Annotated in this window: 30 protein-coding genes and 3 pseudogenes; 17 read left to right on the forward strand and 16 right to left on the reverse strand. The window is 70.6% G+C overall.

Translation table 11 applies throughout. The annotated features are described in order from the left end of the window. Window positions 1-89: 89 nt before the first annotated feature. The 4 genes from HS99_RS11160 to rpmG all read right to left on the reverse strand — a co-directional run bounded on the left by HS99_RS11160 (window position 90) and on the right by rpmG (window position 2,435). Entirely contained in the window at window positions 90-308 is a 219-nt protein-coding gene (locus HS99_RS11160) for a hypothetical protein (RefSeq protein ID WP_030289184.1), read from the reverse strand. Between the two features lie 359 nt (window positions 309-667). Then, window positions 668-1,903 carry a CobW family GTP-binding protein gene (locus HS99_RS11165; protein WP_030556743.1) on the reverse strand — a complete coding sequence of 412 codons (1,236 nt, stop codon included), beginning with the start codon at window positions 1,901-1,903 and terminating at the stop codon, window positions 668-670. 41 nt (window positions 1,904-1,944) lie between these two features. After that, a complete protein-coding gene (locus tag HS99_RS11170) occupies window positions 1,945-2,241 on the reverse strand; it encodes a type B 50S ribosomal protein L31 (protein ID WP_030556741.1) in 297 nt (98 codons plus the stop codon). A gap of 29 nt (window positions 2,242-2,270) precedes the next feature. Further along, window positions 2,271-2,435, reverse strand: a complete 165-nt coding sequence (rpmG, locus tag HS99_RS11175) for a 50S ribosomal protein L33 (protein ID WP_030289191.1) — start codon at window positions 2,433-2,435, stop codon at window positions 2,271-2,273. A gap of 143 nt (window positions 2,436-2,578) precedes the next feature. Between rpmG and rpmB the strand changes: the two genes are divergently transcribed. The 6 genes from rpmB to rpmF all read left to right on the forward strand — a co-directional run bounded on the left by rpmB (window position 2,579) and on the right by rpmF (window position 6,218). Beyond that, window positions 2,579-2,815: a 50S ribosomal protein L28 gene (gene rpmB / locus HS99_RS11180; RefSeq protein ID WP_030289193.1), complete on the forward strand. Its 237-nt coding sequence runs from the start codon at window positions 2,579-2,581 to the stop codon at window positions 2,813-2,815. Then, window positions 2,815-3,120 carry a 30S ribosomal protein S14 gene (gene rpsN / locus HS99_RS11185; protein WP_030289195.1) on the forward strand — a complete coding sequence of 102 codons (306 nt, stop codon included), beginning with the start codon at window positions 2,815-2,817 and terminating at the stop codon, window positions 3,118-3,120. Before rpmB ends, rpsN begins: the two co-directional genes overlap by 1 nt. A gap of 127 nt (window positions 3,121-3,247) precedes the next feature. Further along, window positions 3,248-4,435, forward strand: coding sequence for a CobW family GTP-binding protein (locus tag HS99_RS11190; protein WP_030556739.1), 1,188 nt, complete (start codon window positions 3,248-3,250; stop codon window positions 4,433-4,435). A 39-nt stretch (window positions 4,436-4,474) separates the two neighbouring features. Further along, the gene (rpsR, locus tag HS99_RS11195; RefSeq protein ID WP_030289199.1) at window positions 4,475-4,729 is read left to right on the forward strand and encodes a 30S ribosomal protein S18; all 255 of its coding nucleotides are present in this window, start codon (window positions 4,475-4,477) and stop codon (window positions 4,727-4,729) included. Further along, window positions 4,726-6,015: a GTP-binding protein gene (locus tag HS99_RS11200; protein ID WP_046385833.1), complete on the forward strand. Its 1,290-nt coding sequence runs from the start codon at window positions 4,726-4,728 to the stop codon at window positions 6,013-6,015. Before rpsR ends, HS99_RS11200 begins: the two co-directional genes overlap by 4 nt. Window positions 6,016-6,041: 26 nt before the next feature. After that, window positions 6,042-6,218 (forward strand): 50S ribosomal protein L32, encoded by a 177-nt coding sequence (gene rpmF / locus HS99_RS11205; protein WP_030289203.1) that lies wholly within the window; start codon window positions 6,042-6,044, stop codon window positions 6,216-6,218. A gap of 72 nt (window positions 6,219-6,290) precedes the next feature. On the opposite strand, the gene HS99_RS47730 is transcribed toward rpmF, so the two are convergent. Beyond that, window positions 6,291-6,440, reverse strand: a complete 150-nt coding sequence (locus tag HS99_RS47730) for a zinc ribbon domain-containing protein (RefSeq protein WP_232543319.1) — start codon at window positions 6,438-6,440, stop codon at window positions 6,291-6,293. 2 nt (window positions 6,441-6,442) lie between these two features. Between HS99_RS47730 and tnpA the strand changes: the two are divergent. Next, window positions 6,443-6,697 (forward strand): annotated as a pseudogene (gene tnpA, locus HS99_RS40980) (IS200/IS605 family transposase); the annotation flags it as partial. A gap of 197 nt (window positions 6,698-6,894) precedes the next feature. Here tnpA and HS99_RS48385 read toward each other — a convergent pair. Continuing rightward, a complete protein-coding gene (locus HS99_RS48385) occupies window positions 6,895-7,305 on the reverse strand; it encodes a TIGR03943 family putative permease subunit (protein ID WP_342342346.1) in 411 nt (136 codons plus the stop codon). Between HS99_RS48385 and HS99_RS11215 the strand changes: the two genes are divergently transcribed. From HS99_RS11215 to HS99_RS11235, 5 genes are read left to right on the forward strand one after another with little or no spacing between them, the layout of a single operon-like run. Beyond that, window positions 7,192-8,034 (forward strand): metal ABC transporter solute-binding protein, Zn/Mn family, encoded by an 843-nt coding sequence (locus tag HS99_RS11215; RefSeq protein ID WP_267885584.1) that lies wholly within the window; start codon window positions 7,192-7,194, stop codon window positions 8,032-8,034. The genes HS99_RS48385 and HS99_RS11215 overlap by 114 nt on opposite strands. Next, window positions 8,031-8,957 carry a metal ABC transporter ATP-binding protein gene (locus HS99_RS11220; protein ID WP_232543316.1) on the forward strand — a complete coding sequence of 309 codons (927 nt, stop codon included), beginning with the start codon at window positions 8,031-8,033 and terminating at the stop codon, window positions 8,955-8,957. The genes HS99_RS11215 and HS99_RS11220 overlap by 4 nt, the downstream gene beginning before the upstream one ends. Then, a complete protein-coding gene (locus tag HS99_RS11225) occupies window positions 8,941-9,855 on the forward strand; it encodes a metal ABC transporter permease (protein ID WP_030556728.1) in 915 nt (304 codons plus the stop codon). Before HS99_RS11220 ends, HS99_RS11225 begins: the two co-directional genes overlap by 17 nt. Beyond that, window positions 9,852-10,688, forward strand: coding sequence for a metal ABC transporter permease (locus tag HS99_RS11230; RefSeq protein ID WP_030556726.1), 837 nt, complete (start codon window positions 9,852-9,854; stop codon window positions 10,686-10,688). Before HS99_RS11225 ends, HS99_RS11230 begins: the two co-directional genes overlap by 4 nt. A gap of 11 nt (window positions 10,689-10,699) precedes the next feature. Beyond that, the gene (locus HS99_RS11235; RefSeq protein WP_078867602.1) at window positions 10,700-11,206 is read left to right on the forward strand and encodes a Fur family transcriptional regulator; all 507 of its coding nucleotides are present in this window, start codon (window positions 10,700-10,702) and stop codon (window positions 11,204-11,206) included. Window positions 11,207-11,371: 165 nt separating this feature from the next. On the opposite strand, the gene HS99_RS40985 is transcribed toward HS99_RS11235, so the two are convergent. The 3 genes from HS99_RS40985 to HS99_RS11245 form a co-directional block, all read right to left on the reverse strand. Then, window positions 11,372-11,512 carry a multicopper oxidase domain-containing protein gene (locus HS99_RS40985; RefSeq protein WP_078938639.1) on the reverse strand — a complete coding sequence of 47 codons (141 nt, stop codon included), beginning with the start codon at window positions 11,510-11,512 and terminating at the stop codon, window positions 11,372-11,374. A gap of 57 nt (window positions 11,513-11,569) precedes the next feature. After that, window positions 11,570-12,397: an integrase core domain-containing protein gene (locus HS99_RS11240; protein ID WP_050367115.1), complete on the reverse strand. Its 828-nt coding sequence runs from the start codon at window positions 12,395-12,397 to the stop codon at window positions 11,570-11,572. A 149-nt stretch (window positions 12,398-12,546) separates the two neighbouring features. Further along, complete coding sequence (locus HS99_RS11245; protein WP_050367114.1) at window positions 12,547-13,869, reverse strand: PP2C family protein-serine/threonine phosphatase; 1,323 nt, start codon at window positions 13,867-13,869, stop codon at window positions 12,547-12,549. Window positions 13,870-14,695: 826 nt separating this feature from the next. On the opposite strand from HS99_RS11245, the gene mgtA reads away from it, so the two are divergent. The 3 genes and pseudogenes from mgtA to HS99_RS43980 all read left to right on the forward strand — a co-directional run bounded on the left by mgtA (window position 14,696) and on the right by HS99_RS43980 (window position 18,515). After that, window positions 14,696-17,350 (forward strand): magnesium-translocating P-type ATPase, encoded by a 2,655-nt coding sequence (gene mgtA / locus HS99_RS11250; RefSeq protein WP_030556722.1) that lies wholly within the window; start codon window positions 14,696-14,698, stop codon window positions 17,348-17,350. 434 nt (window positions 17,351-17,784) lie between these two features. Further along, window positions 17,785-18,066: pseudogene (locus HS99_RS11255) on the forward strand (amino acid permease); the annotation flags it as partial. Window positions 18,067-18,287: 221 nt separating this feature from the next. Then, on the forward strand, window positions 18,288-18,515 hold the full coding sequence (locus HS99_RS43980; protein WP_141763697.1) for a hypothetical protein: 228 nt from the start codon (window positions 18,288-18,290) through the stop codon (window positions 18,513-18,515). Window positions 18,516-18,925: 410 nt separating this feature from the next. On the opposite strand, the gene dnaK is transcribed toward HS99_RS43980, so the two are convergent. After that, on the reverse strand, window positions 18,926-20,782 hold the full coding sequence (dnaK, locus tag HS99_RS11260; protein WP_030556720.1) for a molecular chaperone DnaK: 1,857 nt from the start codon (window positions 20,780-20,782) through the stop codon (window positions 18,926-18,928). 505 nt (window positions 20,783-21,287) lie between these two features. Between dnaK and HS99_RS11265 the strand changes: the two genes are divergently transcribed. Further along, window positions 21,288-21,536 carry a hypothetical protein gene (locus tag HS99_RS11265; RefSeq protein ID WP_030556718.1) on the forward strand — a complete coding sequence of 83 codons (249 nt, stop codon included), beginning with the start codon at window positions 21,288-21,290 and terminating at the stop codon, window positions 21,534-21,536. 166 nt (window positions 21,537-21,702) lie between these two features. On the opposite strand, the gene HS99_RS11270 is transcribed toward HS99_RS11265, so the two are convergent. Next, complete coding sequence (locus HS99_RS11270; protein ID WP_232790685.1) at window positions 21,703-22,104, reverse strand: DUF5994 family protein; 402 nt, start codon at window positions 22,102-22,104, stop codon at window positions 21,703-21,705. 305 nt (window positions 22,105-22,409) lie between these two features. Here HS99_RS11270 and HS99_RS11275 point away from each other — a divergent pair, with 305 nt between their 5' ends. Continuing rightward, entirely contained in the window at window positions 22,410-22,946 is a 537-nt protein-coding gene (locus tag HS99_RS11275) for a CBS domain-containing protein (protein WP_141763698.1), read from the forward strand. 419 nt (window positions 22,947-23,365) lie between these two features. Here the strand turns inward: HS99_RS11275 and HS99_RS44770 are convergent, their stop codons facing one another. The 5 genes and pseudogenes from HS99_RS44770 to HS99_RS11285 all read right to left on the reverse strand — a co-directional run bounded on the left by HS99_RS44770 (window position 23,366) and on the right by HS99_RS11285 (window position 26,059). Then, a complete protein-coding gene (locus HS99_RS44770) occupies window positions 23,366-23,548 on the reverse strand; it encodes a hypothetical protein (protein WP_167344958.1) in 183 nt (60 codons plus the stop codon). Between the two features lie 61 nt (window positions 23,549-23,609). After that, window positions 23,610-23,798 (reverse strand): annotated as a pseudogene (locus HS99_RS40990) (transposase); the annotation flags it as partial. Window positions 23,799-23,891: 93 nt separating this feature from the next. After that, window positions 23,892-24,098 (reverse strand): aromatic-ring hydroxylase C-terminal domain-containing protein, encoded by a 207-nt coding sequence (locus HS99_RS43985; protein WP_141763699.1) that lies wholly within the window; start codon window positions 24,096-24,098, stop codon window positions 23,892-23,894. A 506-nt stretch (window positions 24,099-24,604) separates the two neighbouring features. After that, entirely contained in the window at window positions 24,605-24,922 is a 318-nt protein-coding gene (locus tag HS99_RS40995; protein WP_030556712.1) for an AfsR/SARP family transcriptional regulator, read from the reverse strand. Window positions 24,923-25,039: 117 nt separating this feature from the next. Beyond that, entirely contained in the window at window positions 25,040-26,059 is a 1,020-nt protein-coding gene (locus HS99_RS11285) for a LacI family DNA-binding transcriptional regulator (RefSeq protein ID WP_030291122.1), read from the reverse strand. Window positions 26,060-26,101: the final 42 nt, after the last annotated feature.

The raw sequence follows: 26,101 nt of genomic DNA on the forward strand, positions 1-26,101 counted from the left end.
ACACCCTGCACGACGATGCGGACGAACCTCGGCCCGGATCCTGTGGCTGTGCTGCGCCCGGACTCAGGTCGCTGTGGAGTGAAAGGCCGTCAGACGGCCGGGGCGGCCAGGGTGTCCAGTGCGCCGCTCTTGGCCTGGGCGACGAGGTCGCGGAACTGCTCCTCGCTCATCTGCACCTGTTGCCCGAAGTCGTCGGTGATCCGCACCCGCTTCTCCGCCGGAGCGGCTGGGTCCACGAACAGCTGCGGGCAGCCGCAGTTGCAGTTTCCGCAGAAGGTCGCGATCGGGCCCGTATTGGTTCCGTGCATCTGTGCCACCTTTGTCGCCTCCGGCGTGGGCGTATTTCCCCACCCGGCGATTCCCGCAAGCGGAGTGTTCAAACCAACTTCCGGGCGCCGAAGGGCTGGTGGGGTGGTGAGCCACCGGTGCCTCTCGTGGGCGATCGGCCCGCGAACCGGGTGGCAGCGGGCACATGCGCCGGGACATGCGCCGGCGAGGCGAGCGCGACGTCGGAGGCGGGAGTCAGCACAGCAGCACGATACATAGAATCCTGAATTCAGGAAACCATGAGGTTTTGGCTGCCGCGCCGGAGCCTTCACCGGGCTGCTGTGGTCGCTGTCCGTCGGCGGCCGCATCCGCTGACCGGAGCACCCGCCGGCATGTGTCGCTAATTCGGCGGGTCGGCCCCCAGGGCGTCGGCGAAGGGGTCGTCATCGGACAGTTGCCGTCGGTGCATGCCCAGGGCGAGTTCGGCGTCGGTGAGCAGGCAGCTGTCCAGGAGGCGGTGGAGTGCGGGGACGTCGAGGCCGATGCCGGTGAGGGTGAGTTCGCAGCGGCGTTCGCCGTAGTACGGGTCCCAGAACAGGGCGGCGAAGGTGCGGCGTTGCGGGGAGGCGGAGCGCCAGGCGCTGTCGTCCTGTTCCGGTAGCCAGGTACCGGCCGTTTCGATGGCCAGGTGTTCGCCGGCGGATTCCCATCGGTGGATGGACTGGGGCCGGTTGGCGAGCCATAGGTGGCCGCGTCCTCGGATGACGCCTGCGCAGATCTGTTCGAGCGCGTCGTGCAGGCGTTGTGCGTGGAGGGGTCGTCGTGACGACCAGTGTGTGGTGCGGACTCCGAACTCCGGTCGACGGGGTTGACGGGGGATGGGGAGCGGCCCGTGCCGGTCCCGGACCCGGTCGGCGTCGAAGAGGTTCCCGCCGACCAGCGGCGAGAGGTCCGGCAGGCGGAGCGCGCCGGTCAGCGGATCGTGGCAGACGTGGGCCATGGCGGCGCGCGGGGCGAGATGGTGCACCAGGGCAACGGCGCGTGCGGAGGCGGCGGGATCTGGATCGTTCATGCTGGCGGTCACCACGGCGTCGGCGGCTTCGAGGTGCCGGGCTGCGGTCTCGGCGAGGGTCCGCCGGTCGTCCGGGCCGAGGCCGAGGTGGTGGTCCACCAGCCGGTCGCCGCCACTGAGGTCGTCCTCGATCCGGGACAGGTCGACGGCGGCGGCGACCGCGTCGATCCGCACGTCGTCGGCGAGTGCCTGCCCCCGGGCGCGGCCGTCCAGCAGGCCCAGAGCGACCAGGTCCGCCTGCATGCCCGGCGGGAGCGTGAGCAGCAGGTGCCGGTGGCGGCCGGTGCGGGCCGCGCGCAGCAGGACGGGGAGGAGGGCCGACGGCAGCAGGTGGGAGGAGCACGGGCGGGGGAGCGTCACCGAGCCGCCGTCCACCGGGCCGGAGCGCTCGTACAGCCGCCAGGACCAGGAGGCCGTCCGGCCCTGGGAGTTGACCCGTACGGCGAGTACCGCGAGCCCCGGCACCTCGATGCGGGCCAGGTCGGCGGCGCAGTCGCGTACGCCGGTGGCGAGGCCGCCGAGCACGGTGACGGGCAGCCGGCGCGGCCTGCCCTGCGCGGTCATCTCCCACTCCTCCCCGATGTGCCGACTGAGTTGATGCGAGCTCAGCTCGCCGTGCCGGGCCTGGTGCCGACGAGTCCGTAGCGGCGCTGGAAGCGCTCGACGCGGCCGGCGGTGTCTAGGACGCGGGCGGTGCCGGTGTAGAAGGGGTGGCTGGCGGAGGAGATCTCGACGTCGATAACGGGGTAGGTGTTGCCGTCCTCCCAGTCGACGGTGTGGATGCTGGTAGCGGTGATGGGGGCACCCCCGGCCGAAGGCTGGGGGAGGGTGAGGAAGGCGAGGCCGCCGGCCTTGTCGCGGAAGACGACGGGGCGGTACTCGGGGTGGATGCCGGACTTCATGGTGATCTCCAGAGGGGTTGTGGGGCGGGTCAGCGTTCTTCGCGGAACGTCACGTGCGTGCCGGCGACGGGGTCGTACTTGCGCAGGACCAGCCGGTCGGGATCGTTGCGACGGTTCTTGCGGGTGACGTAGGTGTAGCCGGTTCCTGCGGTGGAGCGGAGCTTGATGATCGGGCGCAGTTCGTTGCGGGCCATCGGTGCCTCCATGGCGTGTCGGGGGGCGTTGACCCACCATAGCGTAATGGTTTTCGTTTTCATCTACCTGCTAGTGTCGGCTCACCGTTCGCGGCCGGCTCGGCATTCCCGTCCGCCGCCGTCCTGACCGACACGGAGTCGCCATGTCCGCCCACTGCCAGCTCACCGGCCGAATCCCCGGGTTCGGCAACGCCATCTCCCACTCGCACCGCCGCACCAGGCGCCGCTTCGACCCCAACATCCAGACCAAGCGCTACTGGCTGCCGAGCGAGAACCGGTTCGTCCGGCTGACGCTCAGCGCCAAGGGCATCAAGACCGTCGACAAGCTCGGCATCGAGAAGGCCGTCGCCCGGCTGCACGCCCGTGGGGAGAAGGTCTGATGGCCAAGCGCAGCAAGATCGCCAAGAACGAGCAGCGCCGCGTGATCGTCGCCCGGTACGCCGAGCGCCGCGCCGAGCTCAAGCGCCTGATCTCCGCCCCGGCGACCTCGCACGAGGACCGCCTCGCCGCCCAGGCCGAGCTGCAGCGCCAGCCGCGCGACGCCAGCGCCACCCGGGTCCGCAACCGCGACGCGGTCGACGGCCGCCCCCGCGGCTACTTCCGCGCCTTCGGCCTCTCCCGCATCGGCCTGCGAGAGCAGGCGCACGCCGGGTTCCTCCCGGGCGTCCGCAAGGCCAGCTGGTAACACCCACCCACAAGCCGGTCGCGTCCCGTGCCGCGCGATCTCTCCCGGGCCGTGTGGCCCGGGGCGCGACCACCAAGCCGCTCCACCGGCTCACGCCGGTGCGGTGGTCCTCAGAAAGGAAGAACCGGTGTCCCAACCCAGCCTGCTGCCCGTGGTGGTGGTCGGAGGACTCCACGAGACCGAGCGCCGCCAGGCCGTCCTGGAGCTCCTCGCCGACCATGAAGGCGCCGTGGTCCTGCACCACGACCTCACCCGTGCGGGCGAGGGCCGCGTGGACCGGGGAGTCTGGGACACGTCCGGTCCGCTCGGCGGGGCGAACCTGCCGCTCACCAACGACTGCCCGTGCTGCGCGCTGCGCGAGGACCTGCTGCCCGAACTGCTGAAGATCGCCGAAGCCGGACGCCACCGCCTCGCGGTAGTGGAGCTGTGGGGCGGCAGCGACCCGCACCCGCTGGTCGAGGTCATCGCGGGCGGTGAGGTCGGCGACCGCTGCATGCACGAGGTGGTGGAGGTCGTCGGCGTGGTCACCGCCGTGGACCCGCTCAGGGTCGTCCCGGAACTCTCGGTCTCGGACGAACTCTCCGAGCACCACCTGCACACCTGCGCCGACGACGACCGCACGGTCGCCGAGGCGCTCGCCCACCAGATCGAGTACGCCGACGTGTTGGCCGTCTCCCACGCCGACCAGGCCGCCGGGACGCCCGAGTTGCACGCCGGCATCGCGATGCTGCGCCAGCTCCACCCGACCGCCCGCGCCGTACGGCTGGGCACCGGCACACTCCTCCGCGCGGCGCTCGCGGGCTTCGACGTGGCCGCCGCGCGTGACCGGGTCAACCCGGCGCTGGCCCTGCTGCCGCAGGAGGCCGACGAGGCCGGGGTGGCCACGCTGGTGTGGGAGCGGCGCCGGCCGCTGCACCCGGCCCGGTTGCACGAGGCGCTGGAGCAGCTCGTCCCGGCCGCGCAGCGCAGCCGGGGCCGGTTCTGGCTCGCCAACCGCCCCGACCTGATGCTCGCCTGGGACGCGGCCGGGGCCAACCTCGCCGTGGAGGAGTGCGGGCCGTGGCTGGTCTCGCTACCGGACGCGGTGTGGGAGCTCTACCCGCCCGCGCGCCAGGCCGCCGCCGCCCTCGACTGGGACTCCGTCCACGGCGACCGGATCCAGCAACTGAGCTTCACCGCCGAGGGGTTGGACGTGGACGGAATCACCGAACTGCTCGACTCCTGCCTGCTCACCGATGCCGAACTCGCGGCCGGAGAGCCCGGTTGGAAAGCCATGCCGGATGCCTTCGAGGACCTGCTCGACCCCGTCGCCTGAACCTTCCGACCCGCACTGACCTGAAGGAGAGAACCAACCATGGCCAAGATCGCTGCCGCCCGCAAGGACCGCAAGCCCCGCCCCAACCCGCTGCACGAGGCCCGCATCACCTACATCGACTACAAGGACACCAATCTGCTGCGGAAGTTCATCTCCGACCGCGGCAAGATCCGCAGCCGCCGCGTCACCCGCCTCACCGTTCAGCAGCAGCATGCGATGGCCAGGGCCATCAAGAACGCCCGCGAGATGGCGCTGCTCCCGTACGGCTCCGGCTCGCAGCAGGCCGCACGATGACCGAGCTACTGTCAGCCCCGGTCGCGGCTGATGTCAGGCTCTCCGTCACCGTTCTGTCCGGGTTCCTCGGTGCGGGCAAGACCACCCTGCTCAACCACCTCCTGAACAACCGGGAGGGCCTGCGGGTCGCGGTCATCGTCAACGACATGAGCGAGATCAACATCGACGCCGCGCTGGTCCGCGAGGGGGGAGGGGCGCTCTCCCGAACCGAGGAACGCCTGGTCGAGATGACCAACGGCTGCATCTGCTGCACCCTGCGCGACGACCTGCTGGAGGAGGTCGACCGCCTCGCGCGGGCCGGGCGCTTCGACTACCTGCTGATCGAGTCCAGCGGCATCTCCGAGCCGATGCCGGTCGCGGTGACCTTCGCCTTCGCCCGTGACGACGGCGCCGCCCTCGGCGACGTCGCCCGCCTGGACACCATGGTCACCGTCGTCGATGCTGCCAACTTCCTGCCCGAACTGCGCGGCGGCGACGAACTGACCGCGCGCGGGCTCGACCAGTACGAGGACGACGAACGCACCGTCAGCGACCTGCTGATGGACCAGGTGGAGTTCGCCGACGTCCTCGTCCTCAACAAGACCGACCTGGTCACCGCCGACGAAACCGACCGCCTCGCCGCCGCGCTCAGCCGCCTCAACCCCGCCGCCCGCATCGTACGCGCGACCGGCGGCCGCGTCCCGCCCCCCGAACTCCTCGGCACCGGCCTCTTCGATCTTGCGAAGGCCCAGGAGGCCCCGGGCTGGGTTGCCGAACTCAACGGCGACCACGTGCCGGAGACCGAGGAATACGGCATCACCAGCCTGGTCTTCCGCGCCGAACGCCCTTTCCACCCCGGCCGGCTCTGGGAGTTGGTGGGCGAGCGCCTCGACACGGGCGAGTTCGGCACGGTACTGCGCTCCAAGGGCTTCTTCTGGCTCGCCTCCCGGCCGGCCGTCACCGGACTGTGGTCCCAGGCAGGCTCCGTCGCCCGCTTCGAACCCTCCGGCATGCGCTCAGCCGTGACCGGCCGGACCGGCCTCACCGCGTTGACCGGACTGACGGACGCCACAGGCCTGACGGGTCTGACCGACCTGAACGACGAACAGGCGCACAGCGGCCAGGAACTCGTCTTCATCGGCACCGGGCTCCGACAGGACGAACTGCGCGCCGCGCTCACCGACTGTCTCCTGGACGACGCCGAGCACGCGGCCGGACCACATGCCTGGACGGCCTTCGAGGACCCGTTCCCGGAGTGGGACGAGTACGCCCTCCAGGACGATCACGACCACCAGCACCTCAACTAGCCACCACCACAAAGGAGGAAGCCCTCATGGCCGTACCCAAGCGCAAGATGTCCCGCAGCAACACCCGCCACCGCCGAGCCCAGTGGAAGGCGACCACGCCCCAGCTGGTACCGATCACCGTCGACGGCCGCGAGCACCTGGTACCGCGCAACCTGGTCCGCGCCTACGAGCGCGGACTGCTGACACCCAAGTCGTCAACTTGACCCGGCCCTGATGGACCGGGCTGGTGGGTAGGGCGCGGCTGGCTGTCGCGTGGCCTCCCACGTCTGAGCCACCTAGGGGATGGCTGGGACGCGTGACTCACGCCCCGCGATCCACGCTGTCTCGCCCTTGCGGGCGATGTTGCGGGACGCGTTGTGATCCGCGTGCATCATGACGCCGCAGGCACGGCACGCGAACTCGGATTGCGTCGCCCGGTTCTTCAGAGCTGGTCGAGTTCAACGGCGAACGCGACCACGTCCAGCTCATCGTGCACTACCCGCCGAAGATCGCCCTGTCCCGACTGGTCGGCTCTCTCAAGGGCGTATCGGCCCGCCGCCTGCGCCAAGAGTTCCCCACCCACATCCGCAAGTACCTGTGGGGCGCGCAATTCTGGTCACCGTCCTACTTCGCAGCCTCCTGCGGCGGCGCGCCTCTGTCGATCATCAAGGAATACATCGAGAACCAGAAACGGCCCGAGTGATGCGGCGTCGCTCCGCGACGCCGAGACTCAGGAAGCGATTCCTCTCGGGCGTGAACCGCCCGGGGCTCCTCGCTAGATCACGCTGAAGCCCGCTGGGCGGTTGTCGGCCCCCCGTGGAAGGCGCGGCGGGCCGGCCGCGCAGTCGACTCGGTCCGGCTCCTCGTCCGGGCAGCCGCAGCCGGCCGTCGGCGTGCGGGCTACGGCGTGGCCGCTGCGCTCGGCCGGGTGCCCGGAGCCGGCGGGGCGTCCCGGTAGGGGTTCTTCGGCTGGGGGATGACCGTCAGGCCGGTGACGTCGAGCGCGGGCACCCGTGTTCCGGCGGTGGGCCGCCACACGCCGGTCACGGTGACCCAGGTGTTCGCCTGCGGGGTGCCGACGCCGTGGATCTCCACGTCCACCACCCGGGCGTCGGCGGCACAGCAGCTCACGATGACCCGGCTGAGCTGCCACATTCCGCCGGGCTTGGGCGTGACGAATCCTTCGAGCCGGACGGAGTGGCCCCTGAGGGACTCCTTGTCGTCCCAGACGGCGCGGCTGGTGAAGTCGGTCAGCGAGAGGGCGAGGGTGCCCTGCGGGGGGAGCGGGGGGAAGTCGGCCCGCCTGGCGATCGCGCCGGATCCGTCGCGGGCGACGGTGTAGGAGCCACCGCCGCCGACGGCCGTACCGTGGCGGGCGCCGACTTCGCGATCACCAACGGGATCGGCTACGACGCCTGGTCGGACAAGCTGCTGGCCGCCAACCCGGCGAGTAGCCGCACCGCGCTCAAGGTCGGCGACCTCCTCGGCAAGAAGGAGGGCGACAATCCGCACCAGTGGTACTCGGCGGAGAGCGTGACCAAGGTGATCGACCAGATCACCGCCGACTACAAGAAGATAGACCCGGCCGACGCGGCCTACTTCGACCAGCAGAAGACGACGTTCACCACGAAGACGCTGGCCCGGTACAACCAGCTGGAAGCCGACATCAAGGCCAGGTACGCGAGCACCCCGATCGGCGCCTCGGAGTCGATCGTCACGCCGCTCTCCGAGAGCCTGGGCCTGAAGATGCTCACCCCCGAGACCTTCCTGGACGCGATGAGCGAGGGCACCGACCCGACCGCGGCCGACAAGGCGACCATCGACCAGCAGATCAGCGGCAAGCAGATCAAGGTCTACGTCTACAACTCCCAGAACTCCACCCCCGACGTGGCCGCGCAGGTCGACGCGGCCAAGAAACAGGGCATCCCCGTAGCGACCGTGACCGAGACCCTCGCTCCCGCGAACGCCACCTTCCAGGACTGGCAGACCCAGCAGCTGCAGGGCATCGCGGACGCGCTGAAGGCGGCGACGGGCAAGTGAGCATCCACCCGACCGAGAAGGTCCGATCGGACGAAGGCCACGCGGCCCCGGTCTCGGAGTCGTCACCGGTCGCAGCGCCGGTGCTGTCGCTGCGCGGCGCGGCCGTGCGGGTCGGCGGGCGGACCCTGTGGTCGGGTGTCGATCTGACCGTGGCGACAGGGGAGTTCACCGCTGTCCTCGGCCCCAACGGGGTCGGCAAGTCGACCCTGGTGAAGGTCCTGCTCGGGCTGCTGCCGGCGGCGGCCGGTGAGGTGCGGGTGCTCGGCGGGGCGCCGGGGGCGCACAACGGGGCCGTGGGGTATCTGCCGCAGCGGCGCAGCTTCGACGCGTGTGTGCGCATCCGCGGCGTGGACGTGGTGAGGCTGGGCCTGGACGGGGATCAGTGGGGGATCCCCGTCCCGGGCCTGGGCCGTGCGAAGCGGCGCGCGGCCCGTGAACGCGTCGCGGAGGTGGTCGAGTTGGTGGGCGCCTCCGGCTACGCGCACCGGCCGATCGGCCAGTGCTCGGGCGGTGAGCAGCAGCGCCTGTTGATCGCCCAGGCGCTGATACGGCGCCCGCAGATCTTGTTGCTGGACGAGCCCCTGGACAGCCTCGACCTGCCCAACCAGAGCGCGATCGCCGCGCTGCTGGGCCGGATCTGCCACCAGGAGGGAGTGTCGGTGGTGATGGTCGCCCACGACGTCAACCCGATACTCCACCACCTCGACCGGGTGGTCTACATCGCCGAGGGCGGTGCCCTCGCCGGGACACCGGCCGAGGTGATCACCTCCGAGACGCTGACCCGCCTGTACCGCACGCCCGTCGAGGTGCTGCGCACCAGCGGCGGGCGGCTGGTCGTGGTCGGGCAGCCGGAGGCGCCGGCGCTGCACAGCGACCGGCACGCCGGCCACGGGACGGGAGGCGGCCATGCAGCTGGCCTCTGACGCCGCGTTGCCGGTCTTCTCCTGGAACCTGTTGAACGACTTCCAGGACATGTGGTCCTACCTGTCCATGGTGAACGCCTTCCGGGCGGGCGCGATCGTGTCGGTGGTCTGCGCGGTCGTGGGCTGGTTCATGGTGCTGCGCCGGCAGACCTTCGCCGGGCACACCCTGTCGGTGGCCGCCTTCCCCGGCGCCTCCCTGGCCACCCTGGCCGGGTTCAGCCTTTCACTGGGGTACTTCGGCTTCTGCGTGGCCGCCGCGCTGGTCGTCGCGGCGCTCGGGCGCAAGGGCCGGGAGAGCGGCGCGGAGGAGTCGGCCGTCACGGGGACGGTTCAGGCGTTCGCGCTGGCCTGCGGCTACTTGTTCATCAGCCTGTACAAGGGCCTGCTGGAGGGGCCGACAGCGATGCTGTTCGGTGACTTCCTGGGCATCACCACCGGCCAGGTGGTGATCCTGGCGGTCGTCGGCGCGGCGGTGTTCGCCGTCCTGGCGGTGATCGGGCGCCCCCTGCTGTTCGCCTCCGTGGACCCGCAGGTGGCGGCCGGGCGCGGTGTCCCGGTGCGGCTGCTGTCCACGCTGTTCCTGGTGCTGCTGGGGGCGGCGACCGCCGAGGCGAGCCAGATCACCGGCACGCTGCTGGTGTTCGCGCTGATGGTGATACCGGCCGCTACTGCTCAACAGCTCACCGCCCGGCCCGCCCTGAGTCTGACGCTGTCGGTCCTGCTCGGTCTGGCCGCCTGCTGGGCCGGCCTGATCGCGGCCTACTACCAGCCCTACCCGCTCGGCTTCTTCGTGACGGCCTTCGCCTTCGCCGGCTACGTCCTGGCCCACCTGCCGCGTCTGGGGCGCGAGGTGCTCGGCCGAGTCCGGACGCCCATTGCGACCGGAGGTGTGGCATGACCGCCGTCCTCACCCAGACATTCTTCCAACACGCGCTGCTGGCCGGGACGTTCATCGCGCCGGCCTGCGGTCTGGTGGGCTACTTCCTGGTGCTGCGCGCGCAGATCTTCACCGGCGACGCGCTCAGCCACGTCGCGTTCACCGGCGCGATGGCCGCGCTCGCAGGCGGGTACGACCTGCGGCTCGGCCTGTTCGCGGCAACCGTCGGCGTCGGCCTGCTGCTCGGTGGACTCGGCCGCCGGGGACGGCCGGACGACGTGGTCATCGGCAGCGTCTTCGCCTGGATCCTCGGGCTCGGCGCGTTCTTCCTCACCGTCTACACCACCTCCCGCAGCGCCGCCCGGGGCGGCGCGGGCACCAGCGTGCTCTTCGGTTCCATCTTCGGGCTGAGCAGCGGCCAGACCACGCTCGCGGTGCTGATCGCGGCCGGAATCTGCGTCGCGGTGCTGCTGATCGCCCGACCGCTGCTGTTCGCCACCCTGGACGAGGCCGTGGCCGCCGCACGCGGCGTCCCGACCCGGGTGCTCGGCCTCGCCTTCCTGGCCCTGGTCGGCGCCTGCGCCGGAGAGGCGACCCAGGCGGTCGGCTCGCTGCTGCTGCTCGGCCTGCTCGCGGCCCCGGCAGGGGCGGCGATCCGGCTCACCGACCGGCCGTTCCGCGCCCTCGCGCTGTCCGCCGCCCTCGCCGTCGCGGAGATGTGGGGCAGCCTGCTGCTCAGCGCCGAGGCCCCCGAACTGCCCCCGAGCTTCGCCATCATGGCCACCGCGAGCGCCGTCTACGCCGCCACCTTCCTCGTCCGCCCGAACCGCGCCCTGCGTACGGCAGCGGCCTGACCGGCGCGCACATGGAACGGGGCAGCCAAGTAACCGGCGTCGGGGCCGATGCAGCAACGGCCGCGATCCGGCGCGCAGTCCGCAGGCCGCTCCGGCCACCGGCGGACGGTGTCGAGCTGATCGGCCGGCCGACCCCGCAGCGCGCCGAGGTGCTGGAGACCCTCGCCGGGTGCGAGGAATTCGTCAGCGCCCAGGCCCTCCACACCCGACTGGTGCTGGCCGGCTCCCGGGTCGGCCTGAGCACTGTCTACCGCACCCTGACCGCTCTCGCCGAGGCGGGACGCGCCGACGTCGTGCGCGACACCAACGGCGAACGCCTCTTCCGGTACCGGGCGGACGGAGACCACCGGCACTACCTGATCTGCCGCCAGTGCGGCCTCAGCCTCCCGGTGGACTCCACCGTGGTCGAGACCTGGGCCGACCAGATCGCCGAAACATCCGGCTTCAGGTGCGTCCAGCACACCGTAGAACTGACCGGTACCTGCGGCACTTGTCTCGACGCAGGAACCGCCGATTGACGTCCCGGAACACCCACCACCTCCGCCTCCTTCGGCATGCGTTACTGACTTCGGCTCGTCAGGGCGAACCGGAAGGTTGCCCAGTCCCGAACGCAGTGCGGCCGCGCGGGCGGGCGGCTGCGGTCCGTGTGTCCGCGCCCTTGTCCGGGCAGGGCGGGGACGCGCTCAGCGGATGACCTTGTAGCGGCCGACCATGCCGCCCATCATGTGGTCGGTGACGTGGCAGTGGTAGATCCAGTCACCGGGGTTGTCCTCGGTGTACTCCACGGTGAGGGTGGTGGAGGGTGTACTTGCCGAAAACCTCATCCGCCCTGTTCAGGCTGCATGTCGGTATTCGTGGAGGAGGGCGCCGAGTCGGTCGGTTCAGCGTATGTTGAGGCGGGCGATCTGCTCCGGGGTGTCGATCGGTGCGGGAAGGGGGCGGAGGGGCCGGGCGTTCGCGATGGCCTGGTGTGGCCTGTGGTCGTTGTAGAACCTCTCGAACTCGCGTAGCGCGTGCAGGAGGTGGCGCTGGTCCCAGATCAGCGTGCGGTCCAGCAGTTCTCGCCGGCAGGTCTGCACCCACCTTTCCAGGATGGAGTTCATCCTCGGCATGCGGACTCCGCTGAGCACGACCTGGATACCTGCGTCGGCGAGGACGGCGTCGAACAGTTCGGGGAACTTCCCGTCCCGGTCCGGGAGCATGTAGCGCGCCCGGTACCCGGCGTCCTCGAGGTCCGTGACGAGGTTCTTCGCCGCCTGCGCCACCCAGGACGCAGTCGGATGAGCGGTTGCGCCCAGGATCCGGATCCGTCGGGTTGCGTGCTCGATCACCGCGAGCACATGCAGCCGGGCGCCGGACAGGGTGACCGTTTCGAAGAAGTCACAGGCGAGGAGTGCGTCCGCTTGGGAGCGCAGAAAGGACGCCCAGGTGCTGGAGGTCCGCTCGGGCGCTGGTGGGATGCCGGCCTCCTTCAGAATCTGCCAGACCGTGGACGCGGCCACCTTGACGCCGAGGACGAGCAGTTCGCCGTGCAGGCGCCGGTAGCCCCATGCCGGATTCTCGGCGGCCAGGCGCAGGACCAGGGCGCGGACGGAGCGTACGGTGCGCGGTCGGCCTGGGCGCTTGGGCCGGGACCGGGCGGCGTGGCGGCGGGCGACCAGGTCGCGGTGCCATCGAGGAACGGTGTCCGGCCGCACCGGCAACCGCATCCGACGCAGCACCTGCGTCGGCAGACCTCGCAGCAGCACGGTCGATCATCATGCCGCGGGTGTCGTCGGCTCTGCCAGAGCGCTGGCTCTACTGGAGAGGTCGACACCAGTGAACTCTCGCGCAGTGCCTCTTACCAGGGCGGATGAGGCTATCGGCAAGGGCAACGCCCTGTTCCCGGGCTCGGGAGTGTGTCGCCGGTGTCCCGGGGGGGCGGCGCGGTGGGGGTGCGCAGGGTAAGGACGGCGAGGTCGTCACGTCCATCGGCGAGGTGGGCGTCGGCCAGGGTCCGGCACAGGTCTTCGAGGGGCAGATCTGCGTGGGCGGCGGCGACCTTGGCAAGGGCGGTGAGGCCGGCGTCCAGGGGGCGGTGGGGGTGCTCGACCAGGCCGTCCGTGAAGAGCACCAGGATGGCGTTGCCGGGCAGGGGGTGCTTGTGGTCGGGGCGGGGCACGTCGGGGTCGACGCCGAGGGGCAGGCCGGGGTCGGTGTGAAGGTAACGGGCTGTGCCGTCGGGGCCGATCAGGAGCGGTGGGGGATGTCCGGCGTTGCTCCAGTGGAGTGTCCAGCCGTCCTCGGCCGGTTCGATGCGGGCGAGGCAGGTGGTGGTGATCGGGTTGTCGGTGATCGCCTGGAGGGTGCGGTCGAGCTGCGTCAGGACGGCGCTGGGCGGGGTGCGGCGGTCGTAGAGGAGGGCGCGCAGCATGTTGCGGGTCTGGGCCATGGTGGCGGCGGACTTCAGGTCGTGTCCGGCGACGTCGCCGATGACCAGGGCGCAGGCGCCGTCGGGGAGCATCAGGGCGTCGTACCAGTCGCCGCCGACGTGGTCCGGGGCGGCGGCGGGCCGGTAGATCGCCGCGACGGAGAAGGGCGCCACATCGGGCAGGCTGGGAAGCAGGAGACGCTGGAAGTACTCGGCGTTGGCACGGACCTGCCGGTAGAGGCGGGCGTTCTCGATGGCGAGGCCGGCCGCACCGGCGAGCGCCACGAGGATGTCCTGATCGTGGTCGTCGAAGGGTTGCCCGTCGCGCCGCTCGCAAAGATAGAGGTTGCCGTAGACCCGTCCACGTCCGGTGAGTGCCACCCCGAGCAGTGTCCGCATCGGCGGGTGGCCCGGTGGGAAGCCCACCGCGTCCGGGTGAGCGCCGATGTCCGCGACACGCAGCGGTTCGGGGTGGTCGATGAGGTGTCCCAGGAGTCCGCGTCCGTGCGGAAGGGCGACCCCGCTCAGCGCTGCGACCTGCTGCTCGCTCAGCCCTACGGGGATGAACTCCTCCAGGTGGTCGCCGTCCTCGCTCAGCACCCCGAGTGCGCCGTAGCGGGCGTCGACCAGGCCCATCGCGGTGGTGATCACCCGGCGGAGCACGACCGGCAGGTCCAGCTCCCGGCCCACCGCGATCACCGCGTCCAGCAGGTCCTGGAAACGGCTCTGGGTGTGAGCCAGGTTCCGCAGACGTCCGACGATCTCGTCCATCTCGTCGTCGATTCGGTGGCTGCGGTCGGGAACATCCGCCCACCCGGATCCATCCTCCGGATCCACCCGGCCCACCTTCGATTCCTCTGCTGGACGACCGTACCTTCGACGCGTTGCGCAACCGGAAGCCGGACATCGGCGCGTCCTGCTTTCAACCGTAGGCGGGCCCGTCGCCGACGGCGACTGCGACGGGCGCCGCTGTTCCTCAGCTGTCGCGGCATCGCTCGGACGGCCTCCCGCCACGGTGTTGCCCACAGGGCTGGGACTTGGTTGGCCCCGGTGGGTGATCGGGAGGGGCTATGGCTTGGATGCCCTTCGCTCGGCCGCGTCGTCAGCGGTGCCACCGTCGTTGCTCTGCCATCCGGCGCCGGATGACGATCAGGCCGATCACCGCGACGGCGGTGGACACGGCGCACAGCACGGCGAGGCCCGCGTAGAACGCATCGCGAAGACGTGTGGGCCGACCACGACGTATCCGCTCATCACGGGTTCGGTCCGGGCATTGCTCAGCCCGGGGCAGCGGCGGCGTCGATACCGCGCGAGTGGCGCTTCCGGCGCGCGAGGCAGGGGCCGTGGCAATCCCCCGCGTTTCCTTCGTGATCGATCGGTGGCAGTCTGGTGACACGGAGTGTGTCCGGGGCTGCCGGACTGCGCTCCCGCCGGACGACGTGGCTCAAGGACGTGACTCAAGGCGGTGAAGGTGATCGATGAGCGGCACCCCGTACGCCACGTCCGAGTCCCGGCCTGCGCCCCGTTCGGCCGTCGGACCTGAGGGCGACTGGGGCAACCGGCCCGGGCGGCCCCCAGGATCCGGCCGGGAAAGCCCATGACGGTCTCCGCGCCCGCGCATTCGACCAGCTCCGTGGCCGGGGCAGTGTCCGCGGCCGCGCTGCCCGTCGCGGACGTGCTGCAGGAGTTTGGTGTGGCCGCCGACCGGGGCCTGCCCGGCGGGGAGGTCGCACGGCGACAGGCGCAGTTCGGCCCGAATGCGGTCGCCTCGCACCGGGCTCGGTTCCTTCCCGTGCTCTGGCACCAGCTGCGCTCTCCGCTGCTCGCTCTGCTGCTGATCGCCGCCGTCGCCTCCTACCTGGTCGGCGAACGCAGTGACGCCGTCATCATCGGTCTGATCGTGAGCGTGTCGGTCGGGCTCGGCTTCGTCAACGAGTACCGGGCGGAGAAGGCCGCCGAGGCCCTGCACTCCCGGATCCGCCACCGGACGGTGGTCATCCGCGACGGGCGCCCCGGCTCGGTGGACGTCACCGAGCTGGTCCCCGGCGACGTGGTCGAGCTGCGCCTGGGGGACATCGTCCCGGCCGACATACGACTGTTCGACGTCGCGGGCCTGGAGTGCGACGAGTCGGCCCTGACCGGCGAATCGCTGCCCGTCGACAAGCACACCGCCCCCGTACCTGCGGGAACGCCCCTGGCGGAGCTGTCCGGGTGTGCACTGATGGGCACTGTGGTAAGAGCCGGAAGCGGAAGCGGGATCGTGGTGGCCACCGGCGCCCGCACCGAGTTCGGCAGGATCACCGCCGGACTGAGCACGCACCTGCTCGACACCGAGTTCCAGGTCGGGCTGCGCCGCTTCTCCATGCTTCTGGTGTACGTCGCGGGCACGCTGACCGCGTCGATCTTCGTGATCAACGTGGTCCTGCACAAACCGATCATCGACGCACTGCTGTTCTCACTGGCGATCGCGGTCGGCATCACCCCGCAGCTGCTGCCTGCCGTCGTCTCCACCAGCCTCGCCGCCGGATCCCGGCGGATGAGCCGCCGCAAGGTGCTGGTCAAACGGCTGGTGTGCATCGAGGACCTCGGCGACGTCGACGTTCTGTTCACCGACAAGACCGGCACCCTCACGCAGGGCCGCATCCACTACATGCGCGCTGTGCCGGCCGGCGACAACACCCCTGACACGGTGCTGCGCTGGGGGCTGCTGTGCACCGAGAACACCACACCGGACGGGCAGCCCGTCGGCGGGAACCCCCTCGACCAAGCGCTGTGGCAGTCCCCGGCCGCCGTCGGTGAGCGGACCGCACCGGCGGGCTACACCCGGCTGGGGGTGCTCCCTTTCGACCACGAGCGCCGCATGGTCACCGTCCTCGTCCGCGACACGGCCGGCCAGGTGACCCTGGTGACCAAGGGGGCACCGGAGAGCGTCCTCGCCCGCTGCTCCGACGTGCCGGCCGCAGCCCACGACGCCCTGGCGGCCGAGTTCACCGCCGGCAACCGGGTCGTCGCCGTGGCCACCCGCCCCGCCGACAGCAGCGGCCCGCCGCAACCCGCGGACGAACGCGACCTGCGCCTCCTGGGACTGCTCGTGTTCCTGGACCCACCCAAACACGACGCCGCCGAAGCTCTGCGCCGGCTGGCCGACCTCGGCATCGCGGTGAAGGTCGTCACCGGCGACAACCCCACCGTCGCCGCCAAGATCTGCCGCGACCTGGGGCTGGCCGAGGGCGGCGCGCTGACCGGCACCGACCTCGACGCAATCGACGAGCCCCAACTCGCCGCAGCCATCGCACACACCACCGTCTTCGCCCGGGTGACCCCGGAGGACAAGGCCCGCATCGTGCACGCCCAACGGCACGGCGGCCGCGGGGTCGCCTTCCTCGGCGACGGCGTCAACGACGCACTCGCCCTGCACGCGGCCGACGTGGGAATCTCGGTCGACTCGGCCACCGACGTCGCCAAGGACGCCGCCGACGTCATCCTGCTGGCAAAGGACCTCAACGTACTCGCCGACGGCGTCGCCGAAGGGCGGAGGATCTTCGCCAACACCATCAAATACGTGCTGATGGGCACCTCCAGCAACTTCGGCAACATGGCCTCCGCCGCCGGCGCCTCGCTGTTCCTGCCCTTCCTGCCGATGCTTCCGTCCCAGATCCTGCTCAACAACCTGCTGTACGACACCAGCCAGCTGGCCATCCCCACCGACAACGTGGACGAGGAGCAGCTGCGCCGCCCCTCGCACTGGGACATCGGCTTCATCCGCCGCTTCATGCTCTACTTCGGGCCGTTCAGCTCGGTCTTCGACTTCCTCACCTTCGGGGTAATGCTCGGGGTCTTCCACTCCGGACCCGAGCAGTTCCGCTCCGGCTGGTTCGTCGAGTCCCTGGCCACCCAGACCCTGGTCATCTTCGCGATCCGCACCCGCCGCATCCCGTTCTTCCGCAGCCATCCCAGCCTGCCGCTCACCCTCGCTGCCCTCGGTGTCGTCACCGTCGGCACGCTCATCCCCGCCACGCCCGTGGCCGCCGCACTCGGCTTCCATCCCCTGCCGGGCGCGTTCTTCGCCGCACTCGTCGGCATGGTCGTCGGCTACCTCGCCCTGGTAGAGGTCGGCAAGCGGATCTTCTACGGCGCCGCGCCCGCCGTACCGGGTGCGCCCCGTTACAGCAGTCGCCGCCACCTGCGCCGCCGCGCCGCCTACTTCACCACCGCCAGACGCCGGCACAACCCGTCCTCCGCCGAACCATGACACGCGGCCCCCACCCCAGAAAAAGGCCGTTCCCCGCATCGCTGCGGGGAACGGCATTCCGGCCTGCCTAGACGTAGCGCCGACCAGGGCAGCAGAGTCTGAATCCACGCCCCCCGACCCCCATTCACCCTATGATCTTCCCGCCGAAAAGGCGGACATTTTTTTCGATCACGGGCCGCAGAGCCAGGGACCCTGCCTCAGTGATCTGCATATTCGCCTCCTCGCGATCGTCCTACCGGTAACTCCTACCGGCACCTTCCAGGATACTCCGCATTGCGAGAATTCGAGCCGCCGTACACATGAATCAGTATGTGAAAATTCCCCCGCGCCACGTTCGACCAGAATAGCCACCCGACATTTCTTGCGCCGCACCCCACAGCCACAGGAGCCATCCTGGCCGAGGTGTCGCCGGGTGAGAGCCGGTGCAATGGTGGGACAGGGCCCAACGCTTCCGCGCGTACTGGAACCTGTGGGGCGACCACCTGCCGCTGAAGATCCTCCTCTCCCCCTACCGTGCGATCGTCGCACCGCTGGTCAAATACATCGAATCGCTGGACCACCAGCGCCCGGGCCTCACCCTGACCGTCATCCTCCCGGAGATCGTCGTACGGCACTGGCGCCACCGCCTGCTGCGCAACCGGCTCGCGGCGAGGCTACGGAGAGCGCTGCGCTCCCTGCCGAGGGTGGTCGTCACGACCGTTCCGTTCCACGTGTAGGACAGCGACGGCACCGAGCAGCCCGACGTGTCCGACCGCGCACAGCGGCACATCCGTTCTGTCGGGCCACCGGGACGGTTCCTCGTCCCCCTGGAAAAGCCGACCCTCGGCAAGGGCGGGCGCAACGGATAGCTGGCCCCGGGCCGACCAGGGCACGGAGGTGGACACCAGACCCCTTGGGCGGGCATGACAGGGCTCCGATGGTGGACCCGGGAGCAAACGTGGACAATCAGGTCATGGCAGGCCTTGAGGCGAACCCCGGAACAGTGCATCTGGCCCATGGGGCGGGATACGTCAGCCCCGGCGTTGCGCTCGGCGAGTCGGTCGCGGGCATCATTCGTATCGACGAGCGCGGATGGGTGCACGTCACTCAGAAGGACGGATCTCGGGTGTCGTTCCCGCCGCATGCTGTGGAACGCATCAACTGGGGCGAGCCCGCTTCCCAGTAGGGGTCGCGGTGGCTGGTAGGGCAGGCGCCGGCCCAGGTCGCGAGAAGTATCTGCAGCTCGCGGACGACCTGGTAGAGGCTCAGGCCGGCCCCGGGTCTTTGGGGGCGGCGACCAGTCTGCGCGGGGTGCAGAAGGCGTGGGCGAGGGACACGAGGGTGACGTGGTGGTGCCGGCCGGTGAACGTGCGGCGCACGTTCGCCCCGTCGCACGCTGGGGCGCCCGTGCCGTGCCAGTGAGCAGCCGCGGGGCGCAGGGTTCAGCCACGGCCGCCGGCCCGCCACCACGAGCCGGCGGGGTGCCCCGGTGGGCGGGCCTGTCGGGGCGGGGCCGGGTTGTCGTGACTGGAGGGTGGCCGCTGTCACTGATGCCCCCCCGGGGCGGTCGCCCCGGGCCCGGATCCGCGGGCCGGCTCATCCGGCTTCTCCTTTCGGGGTCTGGTCGTCGACGATCTCCGCATCGACGACCTCGTCCTCATCGCCGCTCTGCGTCGGGCCGGTGCCGGCCGCGGCTTGCGAGCCGCCGGCCTGGGCGTAGAGGGCGGTGCCGATCTTCTGTGCGACGGTGGCCGCGCGCTCCATCGAGGTGCGGATGGCCGTGGTGTCCTCGCTCTTGAGCTTGTCCTTGAGATCCGCCAGGGCCCCGTTGACCTCGGACGTGACGTCTGAGGGGATCTTGTCCGGGTTGTCCTGGAGGAGCTTCTCGGTGGAGTAGACGAGGTGCTCGGCCTGGTTGCGGGTCTCGGCGGCCTCCTTGCGGCGACGGTCCTCCTCGGCGTGCTGCTCGGCCTCGCGCATCATGCGCTCGATGTCCTGCTTGGGCAGGGAGGAGCCGCCGGTGACGGTCATCCTCTGTTCCCGTCCGGTGCCGAGGTCCTTGGCTGCGACGTGCATGATGCCGTTGGCGTCGATGTCAAAGGTGACCTCGATCTGCGGCAGGCCGCGCGGCGCCGGCGGCAGACCGGTCAGCTCGAACATGCCGAGCTTCTTGTTGTACGCGGCGATCTCGCGCTCGCCCTGGAAGACCTGGATCTGCACGGACGGCTGGTTGTCCTCGGCCGTGGTGAAGACCTCGGAGCGCCGGGTGGGGATCGTGGTGTTGCGCTCGATCAGCTTGGTCATGATGCCGCCCTTGGTCTCGATGCCGAGAGACAGCGGGGTGACGTCCAGCAGCAGGACGTCCTTGACCTCGCCCTTGAGGACACCGGCCTGCAGGGAGGCACCGACGGCGACGACCTCGTCCGGGTTGACGCCCTTGTGCGGGTCCTTGCCGGTCAGCTCCTTCACCAGGCCGGTGACGGCCGGCATGCGGGTCGAGCCGCCGACGAGGATGACGTGGTCGATGTCGGACACCTTGATCCCGGCGTCCTTCACCGCCTGGTGGAACGGGGTCTTGCAGCGTTCCAGCAGGTCGGCGGTGAGCTGCTCGAACTGGGCGCGGGTGAGCTTCTCGTCCAGGTGCAGCGCGCCCTCGGCGGAGGCCGTGACGTACGGCAGGTTGATCGTCGTCTCGCTCGTCGAGGACAGCTCGATCTTGGCCTTCTCGGCAGCCTCGCGCAGCCGCTGCGCGGCCATCTTGTCCTTCGACAGGTCGATGCCGTAGCCGTTCCTGAACTGCTGGACGAGGTGGTCGACGATCTTCTGGTCCCAGTCGTCGCCGCCGAGGTGGGTGTCGCCGTTGGTGGCCTTCACCTCCACCACGCCCTCGCCGATCTCCAGCAGGGAGACGTCGAAGGTACCTCCGCCGAGGTCGAAGACCAGGATCGTCTGGTCACTCTCCTTGTCCAGCCCGTACGCGAGGGCCGCGGCGGTCGGCTCGTTGACGATGCGCAGCACCTTCAGGCCGGCGATCTCCCCGGCTTCCTTGGTGGCGGTGCGCTGGGAGTCGTTGAAGTAGGCGGGGACGGTGACGACGGCGTCGGTGACGTCCTCGCCGAGGTAGGCCTCGGCGTCGCGCTTGAGCTTCTGCAGTACACGGGCGGAGATCTCCTGCGCCGTGTACCGCTTTCCATCGACGTCGCCGGCGTCGGGGAAGCGCCAGTGCGGGTCGCCCACGTGCCGCTTGACGGAGCGGGCGGTGCGGTCCACGTTCGTGACGGCCTGGCGCTTGGCGATTTCGCCGACCAGCACGTCGCCGCCCTTGGCGAAGGCCACGACTGACGGGGTGGTGCGCGCCCCTTCCGCATTGGGGATGACGGTGGGCTCGCCCCCCTCCAGGACACAGACGACGGAGTTCGTGGTGCCCAGATCGATGCCGACGGAGCGAGCCATCGCGGGGGCCTCCTCCCGCACGAGCGGATTCCTTGAGCCAACCCCTCTGCCTCACTCGTAAGACGTGAATTGCCCGGTGTCAAGGGCTTGCGGGAGTCCGGCGGCCGCCGCCGCCGGACCACCGCGGTACGCGATTGCCCTGCCCGGTGCTCCCGGCACCCACGCGCCGCCCGAGACGGTCTTCGTGCATTTGACCGCCGACCTCGGCCCGAACGGGAGCCGGTGTACGCGGACGTCTCGGAGTGTGTGCGCGTACAGGTGGCCGCCGGCGGGATCGCGCGGACATCATCACGCGGGGCGACCGCGATCACTTCAGCCTGCTCGTCGTCCCCCCGCGGGCGAGCCGGGGTGCGGCCCTGGCCGCGTGGCCCGCGCGGTCGAGGCCGGCGGAACCGACTCGGCACGGCCGCCACCGGCATCGGTCCCGAGCCACCGGCCGAAGCGTCCTGAGGGACGGCCTCGTGGGCCGGGCTCCTCGGGCAGACAGGAAAGGCGGGACGCAGAGATGTCCGTCTACGTGAAGCTCTCGGCCGACGCCCGGGCGCCGGCGGAGCCGTCGAAGGGGCCGCTGGACCTGCAGTACGAGGACGTCACGGACAATGGCGTCACCTTCGAGTACGACCTGCACCCGAGCGGCGCGCTGCGCGTCCCGCGGGTCTTCGGGGACACGCCGCACCGCATCGAGGCGTGCTTCAGCCCGGGGGCGTGGCTCCAGGTCGTGGGCACCTACCTGCGAAGCGGCTCCGAGTACTGACGGCGGTCCGCTCCGGGCGAAAGCGCCGTCGGAGGGAGCGGCGGCCGACGGCAGGGTATCCGGTGCCGGCATGCGAAGTGCCTTGGGTGATATTCAGGTAATGGATGGCGTCCAGGTAGTCCTGAGTGCTGGGCTGGGTCCGCTCCCCCGTGTCCAAGCGGACCGCTCAGCCGAGCAGGAGTTCTGCCGCCGGGGTGTGGTTCCCGGTCGCCGAGGCGCCGGCCATCGCCGAGGCGGCCGTCGCCGGGTTGGTGCCGGGCGGTACCACCAGCAACAGGAAGTGGTCCTGGAACCCCCGGGTGACGCTGATCGTCGCGTCGCTGCCGGCGAACCAGTTGATCCTGATCGTCAGGCCGTTCGCCGCGAGGGACCGTGGTACACCGTCCCAGGCCGTAGTGTCGAGGCCGACCCGGACGATGCGTCCGAAGTGGGCGCCGAGCGCGGTGATCAGGTCCGGCAGTTCGGCGAGGACGTGGTTCGAGCGGGGCCACCAGGCCCCGTCGAAGATCCCGTCCCGCGACATTGTCGGCTCCAGTTCCAGGCGGGGCAGCAGCGGAGTGCCGGGCACCGGCCACGGCCGGGAAGAGGAAGGGGTGGGGAAAGAATTCGGCATCATGCGAAGCCGCCCGTCCGGTCCGGAAAGGGACCAATCACGACCCAGGGCGACGTCGGCGCTGATGCCGGTGTGCGGAATGTCCTCGGTTGTCTCTCAACAGTACTCCGCTGCGGTCTCCCCTGGGCCGCCCGCCACGGGAGTAGGCTCGAAGAGATCCAAGGGCATCCCGCATTCCGGTACCCGTTCCGGCTTCGTTCTGGGTGAAGGACAGCCCGGCAGCCCCGAGCCGGCAGCCGGAGACGGGAACGGTGGACACCGTGACCACTCACTCCCCGCAGTCGGCACGGCCCGGCCACGGCCTCACGGTCGCCGACGCCATGGAACCCTGCGACTACCAGACAGCCGACGACAGCACCGTCGACCAGGCCAACGACATCTTCCGCGACGCCGACATCGAGTACCGGCCCGTCCGCGACCACGACGGCCGGTGCGAGGGGCTGGTCACCCGCGCCGGACTCCACCCGTTCCTGGCCCGCTCCTGGTACACCGAGCTGACCACGATCAGCGCCACCTCGCACCAGCGCGGCCCGTTCGCCTGGCCCACCATGGGCCTGGCCCTGGCCGCGATCGCGATGCGGATCGAGCACCTGGCGGTCTGGCCCGTCGTCGACGAGGACGGCCACATCCTCGGCGTGCTCACCGCGGCCCGCGCCACCGGCCTTTGCTCACCGTCGCACCGACTCCGTGAAGCCGTCGGTGCTCCCCGCTGCTCGGCGAGAACCGGCCGGACCGACGAGACCAGGGCACGACGAAGGACCCGACCGCTCAGCAGTCGGGTCCTTCGTTATGGCTGATCAGCCGTGGCGGAGGTACGAGATTCAACTTCGAGTCACGGTACCGGATCAGGCGGGTGAAGTCGGCAGCGCGGTCGCCGAGTTGCCGGAGCAGCTGGCGAGCCTGCTGGGTGGCTCGGGCGGCGGTGTACGCCAGATGCGCGATCGGGCCGTGAGCGGGGGCGAAGCGGGGTTCACTGTTGCGAGCCTGTCCACCGTCTGCGAAACGGATTCGTGCCTGTACCCGACCGGTCGGTACCGATACCTGCTCGGCCGCGACGGCCCGGAGGCGTTCGAGCGGAGGTGGAAGGGACAGGCGGCTGGTAGCCGGACTCGTCAGGTGCCTCTCACGCGCCTCTCACGGATTGGGCGTCACGAGGTGTCATTGGGCGTCATACGTGGTGGACGAGGTGGGCCCTGACCTGCGGGTTCTCGTCGAGTCACTGGCGCAGGTACTCGGCGGTCTTCTGCCGCGGGTCGGTGACGAAGCCCAGGGCGAGGCCTTGGTTGAACTGTCGTAGTGCGGTGCGGGCGTGGATCTCGTTGGTGAAGCCGCTGCGGGTCCGCCCGCCGCCAGGACAAGTTGGTCGCGGGCGGCAGTGCAACGCACGCGGACCCGCCATCGACCGAGCCACCTACAAGGCCACCATCAGCATCAACATGCTTACGGTCGGTCAACCCTCGACGCCGCAGGGCCTGCATGTTTCCGTCCGGCAGCCGCTCGGCCATCGGCTGGGTCGACTTGCGCCGCCCGTCCAGCATCAGCCCGCGCAGATAGCAATCCCCCTGCCGTCGCTGGTCCTTGCGGGCCAGCGACGCGAACCCCTCGGCGACGAACGTGCGGTTCGGGCGCGATCGGCTCTTGCCGGGCATCGACTGTTGGCCGCTCCGCCGTCGCGGCGGATCGGCCTGCGGCGCTTGAGCGCCGGGCGGTCCCTTGCCGGGAAGGGGCCGCCCGGCGGAGGCTCAGGCCGCGGGGCCGGCGGGCGCGTGCAGGACCTCGGCCAGCACCTTGGGCAGCTCGTCGGCGGAGTCGGCGGTCCGGGCGCGCCAGGCCACGTGTCCGTCCGGGCGGACCAGGACGCCGCCGTCGGCGTCGACCTCGCGCAGCCGCTCCCACGCCCCGTACGGGTCGCGCAGGCCCTGGGCGGAGCCGATCGTGCGGACCGTCACGGATGCGGGGCCGCCGTCAGGGCCGTCGGACCCGTGCTGGTCGCTTTCGACTCCGAGCGTCGGGCAGGACAGCCCGACAACGGCGACCGGGTCGTGCTCACAACTCGTCTGCGGCACTGTGTACTCGGCTTTCCTCGTGGTCTTGATCTGCTGGCCGGTCCGCCGGAACGGACGGCTACGGGGAGGCGCGGCTTCGTCGGCAGCGGTGCGCGTTCCTTTCCGTCGAGTCCCCGCATCCCTGCGGTCGCCGTGCGGGTGAGATGGCTGCCGACGCTTCATCTCGATCTACCCGCTCGGCGATTGAGAGCCTGCCAGGATGATCTTGGCAGCGACTTGGAGTCGACTTGGAGGAGTCCTGGAGCGCGTGCGCAACCCCTGCCGTGAGCATGAATTCCCGTGAGGTGATCATGCGCATGTCATTGCAGAAATGAAAAGCGGGCCCGGTGGCGACGGCCATGTTGCCGTCGCCACCGGGCTGTTGACGGGAACCTATCGCTGTGGCGTGCTCATGCGCAGCCCGCGATGGGGTCGCCGCGCAGGATCGAACCGAACAGCTCCTGCAACTCGGCGCCCGGGTCCACGCCGTACTCCTCCGCCAGGGTTCGTCGGGTTCGGTGGTACGCGTCGATCGCATCGGCCCGCCGGCCGGACCAGTACAGGGCCTTCATCAGCAGCCAGCTGAACCGTTCTCGGGTAGGGAACCGCAAAGTGAGCGCGGGTAGTTCGGCGGCGGCAACCGAGAAGTCACGCGCCTCGGACAGCTTGGCCTCCCACAGGCCATCCTGCGGAGAAGTCGGGGCATTCCGGGCTGCGGCCTGGGTCACGCGTGGGGTTCCCCTCTTTCGCGAGTCGTCGAAGCATCCAGCCGCAGCGCGACGCCTTCGTCCTGGGCGTAGGCGCAGACGTCCGCGAGAGTCCGCAGCCGGACCCCGGGCGACTCGTCAGGTACCGGGCGGGAGTTCGCCGGAGCCGCGGACGATGAGGCGGGTGGGGACGGTAACGGTCCGGGCCCGGGTACGGTCACCGTCGAGGCGGGCGAGGGCGAGTTCGGCCGCGGCGGCGCCGATGGCGGCCGGGTCCTGGGCGACGGCGGTGATGGCGGGCTCCAGCACCTCAGCGAACGGCAGGTCGTCGAAGGAGACGAGGGCGATGTCGCGTCGGCCGGCGCGGGCCAGGCCGAGTACGGTGCCCATGGCCGAGAGGTTGTTGGCGGCGAGGATCGCGGTTGGCGGTTCCGCCCGGCGCAGCAGTCTGACGGTGGCCTCGGCGGCCTCGGCCTGGGTGTGGCCGTCCACTACCAGCGAGCGGTCGTAGGGCAGGCCGGCGGCCTCGAGCGCCTCTCGATAGCCAGCCAGACGCTCCCGGCGGGTGAACAGGCCCACCGGCCGGTCGCCGATGAAGGCGATCCGCCGGTGCCTGCCGGCGATCAGGTGGGCGGTGCCCTCACGGCCCCCGGCCCGGTTGGAGCTGACGACGCAGTCGGCGGTCAGGCCTGCGCCGGGCCGGTCGAGGAAGACCACCGGCATCCCGCTACTACGGGCCGTCCGCAGGTGGGCGTGGTCGGCCCGGGCCGTGGGTGCCACCATCAGGGCGCTGACCCGGCGGGCCAGGAAGGTGGTGATCAGCGCCCGTTCCCGGTCGGGGTCGTCGGCGCTGGAGCCCATCAGCAGGGTCAGTCCGCGTTCGCGGATCGCGTCCTCTATTCCCCGGGCGACGGTGCCGAAGAACGGGTTGCCCATATCGGGGATGATCAGTCCGACGGTGGTGTCCGGGCCGCCGGTGCGTATGTTGCGGGCCATCAGGTTCGGCTGGAAGCCCAGCCTCTCGACCGCCGCCAGGACCTTCTCGCGGGTCTGCGCCGAGGTCGGGCCGTCGCCGTTGAGTACTCGGGAGACGGTCTTGGCGCTGACGCCGACCTCCTGAGCCACATCGTGCAGCGTCGTACGACGGGGCGCGGCCATGTACCCACCTTCGCCAGGCGGCGGCCCCGGTCTCGCGCGCGG

Origin of the sequence: Kitasatospora aureofaciens, assembly GCF_001188955.3 — a bacterium.
GTDB lineage: Bacteria > Actinomycetota > Actinomycetes > Streptomycetales > Streptomycetaceae > Kitasatospora > Kitasatospora aureofaciens.

What these genes read in the sequence shown, in the direction of transcription:
- HS99_RS11160 (WP_030289184.1), bottom strand. Translation starts at nt 308, where the DNA reads ATGCACGGAACCAATACGGGCCCGATCGCGACCTTCTGCGGAAACTGC.
- HS99_RS11165 (WP_030556743.1), bottom strand. Translation starts at nt 1,903, where the DNA reads ATGACCGCGCAGGGCAGGCCGCGCCGGCTGCCCGTCACCGTGCTCGGC.
- HS99_RS11170 (WP_030556741.1), bottom strand. Translation starts at nt 2,241, where the DNA reads ATGAAGTCCGGCATCCACCCCGAGTACCGCCCCGTCGTCTTCCGCGAC.
- rpmG (WP_030289191.1), bottom strand. Translation starts at nt 2,435, where the DNA reads ATGGCCCGCAACGAACTGCGCCCGATCATCAAGCTCCGCTCCACCGCA.
- rpmB (WP_030289193.1), top strand. Translation starts at nt 2,579, where the DNA reads ATGTCCGCCCACTGCCAGCTCACCGGCCGAATCCCCGGGTTCGGCAAC.
- rpsN (WP_030289195.1), top strand. Translation starts at nt 2,815, where the DNA reads ATGGCCAAGCGCAGCAAGATCGCCAAGAACGAGCAGCGCCGCGTGATC.
- rpsR (WP_030289199.1), top strand. Translation starts at nt 4,475, where the DNA reads ATGGCCAAGATCGCTGCCGCCCGCAAGGACCGCAAGCCCCGCCCCAAC.
- HS99_RS11200 (WP_046385833.1), top strand. Translation starts at nt 4,726, where the DNA reads ATGACCGAGCTACTGTCAGCCCCGGTCGCGGCTGATGTCAGGCTCTCC.
- rpmF (WP_030289203.1), top strand. Translation starts at nt 6,042, where the DNA reads ATGGCCGTACCCAAGCGCAAGATGTCCCGCAGCAACACCCGCCACCGC.
- HS99_RS11225 (WP_030556728.1), top strand. Translation starts at nt 8,941, where the DNA reads ATGCAGCTGGCCTCTGACGCCGCGTTGCCGGTCTTCTCCTGGAACCTG.
- HS99_RS11230 (WP_030556726.1), top strand. Translation starts at nt 9,852, where the DNA reads ATGACCGCCGTCCTCACCCAGACATTCTTCCAACACGCGCTGCTGGCC.
- HS99_RS11235 (WP_078867602.1), top strand. Translation starts at nt 10,700, where the DNA reads ATGGAACGGGGCAGCCAAGTAACCGGCGTCGGGGCCGATGCAGCAACG.
- HS99_RS40985 (WP_078938639.1), bottom strand. Translation starts at nt 11,512, where the DNA reads ATGAGGTTTTCGGCAAGTACACCCTCCACCACCCTCACCGTGGAGTAC.
- HS99_RS11240 (WP_050367115.1), bottom strand. Translation starts at nt 12,397, where the DNA reads ATGCGGTTGCCGGTGCGGCCGGACACCGTTCCTCGATGGCACCGCGAC.
- HS99_RS11245 (WP_050367114.1), bottom strand. Translation starts at nt 13,869, where the DNA reads ATGGACGAGATCGTCGGACGTCTGCGGAACCTGGCTCACACCCAGAGC.
- mgtA (WP_030556722.1), top strand. Translation starts at nt 14,696, where the DNA reads ATGACGGTCTCCGCGCCCGCGCATTCGACCAGCTCCGTGGCCGGGGCA.
- dnaK (WP_030556720.1), bottom strand. Translation starts at nt 20,782, where the DNA reads ATGGCTCGCTCCGTCGGCATCGATCTGGGCACCACGAACTCCGTCGTC.
- HS99_RS11265 (WP_030556718.1), top strand. Translation starts at nt 21,288, where the DNA reads ATGTCCGTCTACGTGAAGCTCTCGGCCGACGCCCGGGCGCCGGCGGAG.
- HS99_RS44770 (WP_167344958.1), bottom strand. Translation starts at nt 23,548, where the DNA reads ATGGCGGGTCCGCGTGCGTTGCACTGCCGCCCGCGACCAACTTGTCCT.
- HS99_RS11285 (WP_030291122.1), bottom strand. Translation starts at nt 26,059, where the DNA reads ATGGCCGCGCCCCGTCGTACGACGCTGCACGATGTGGCTCAGGAGGTC.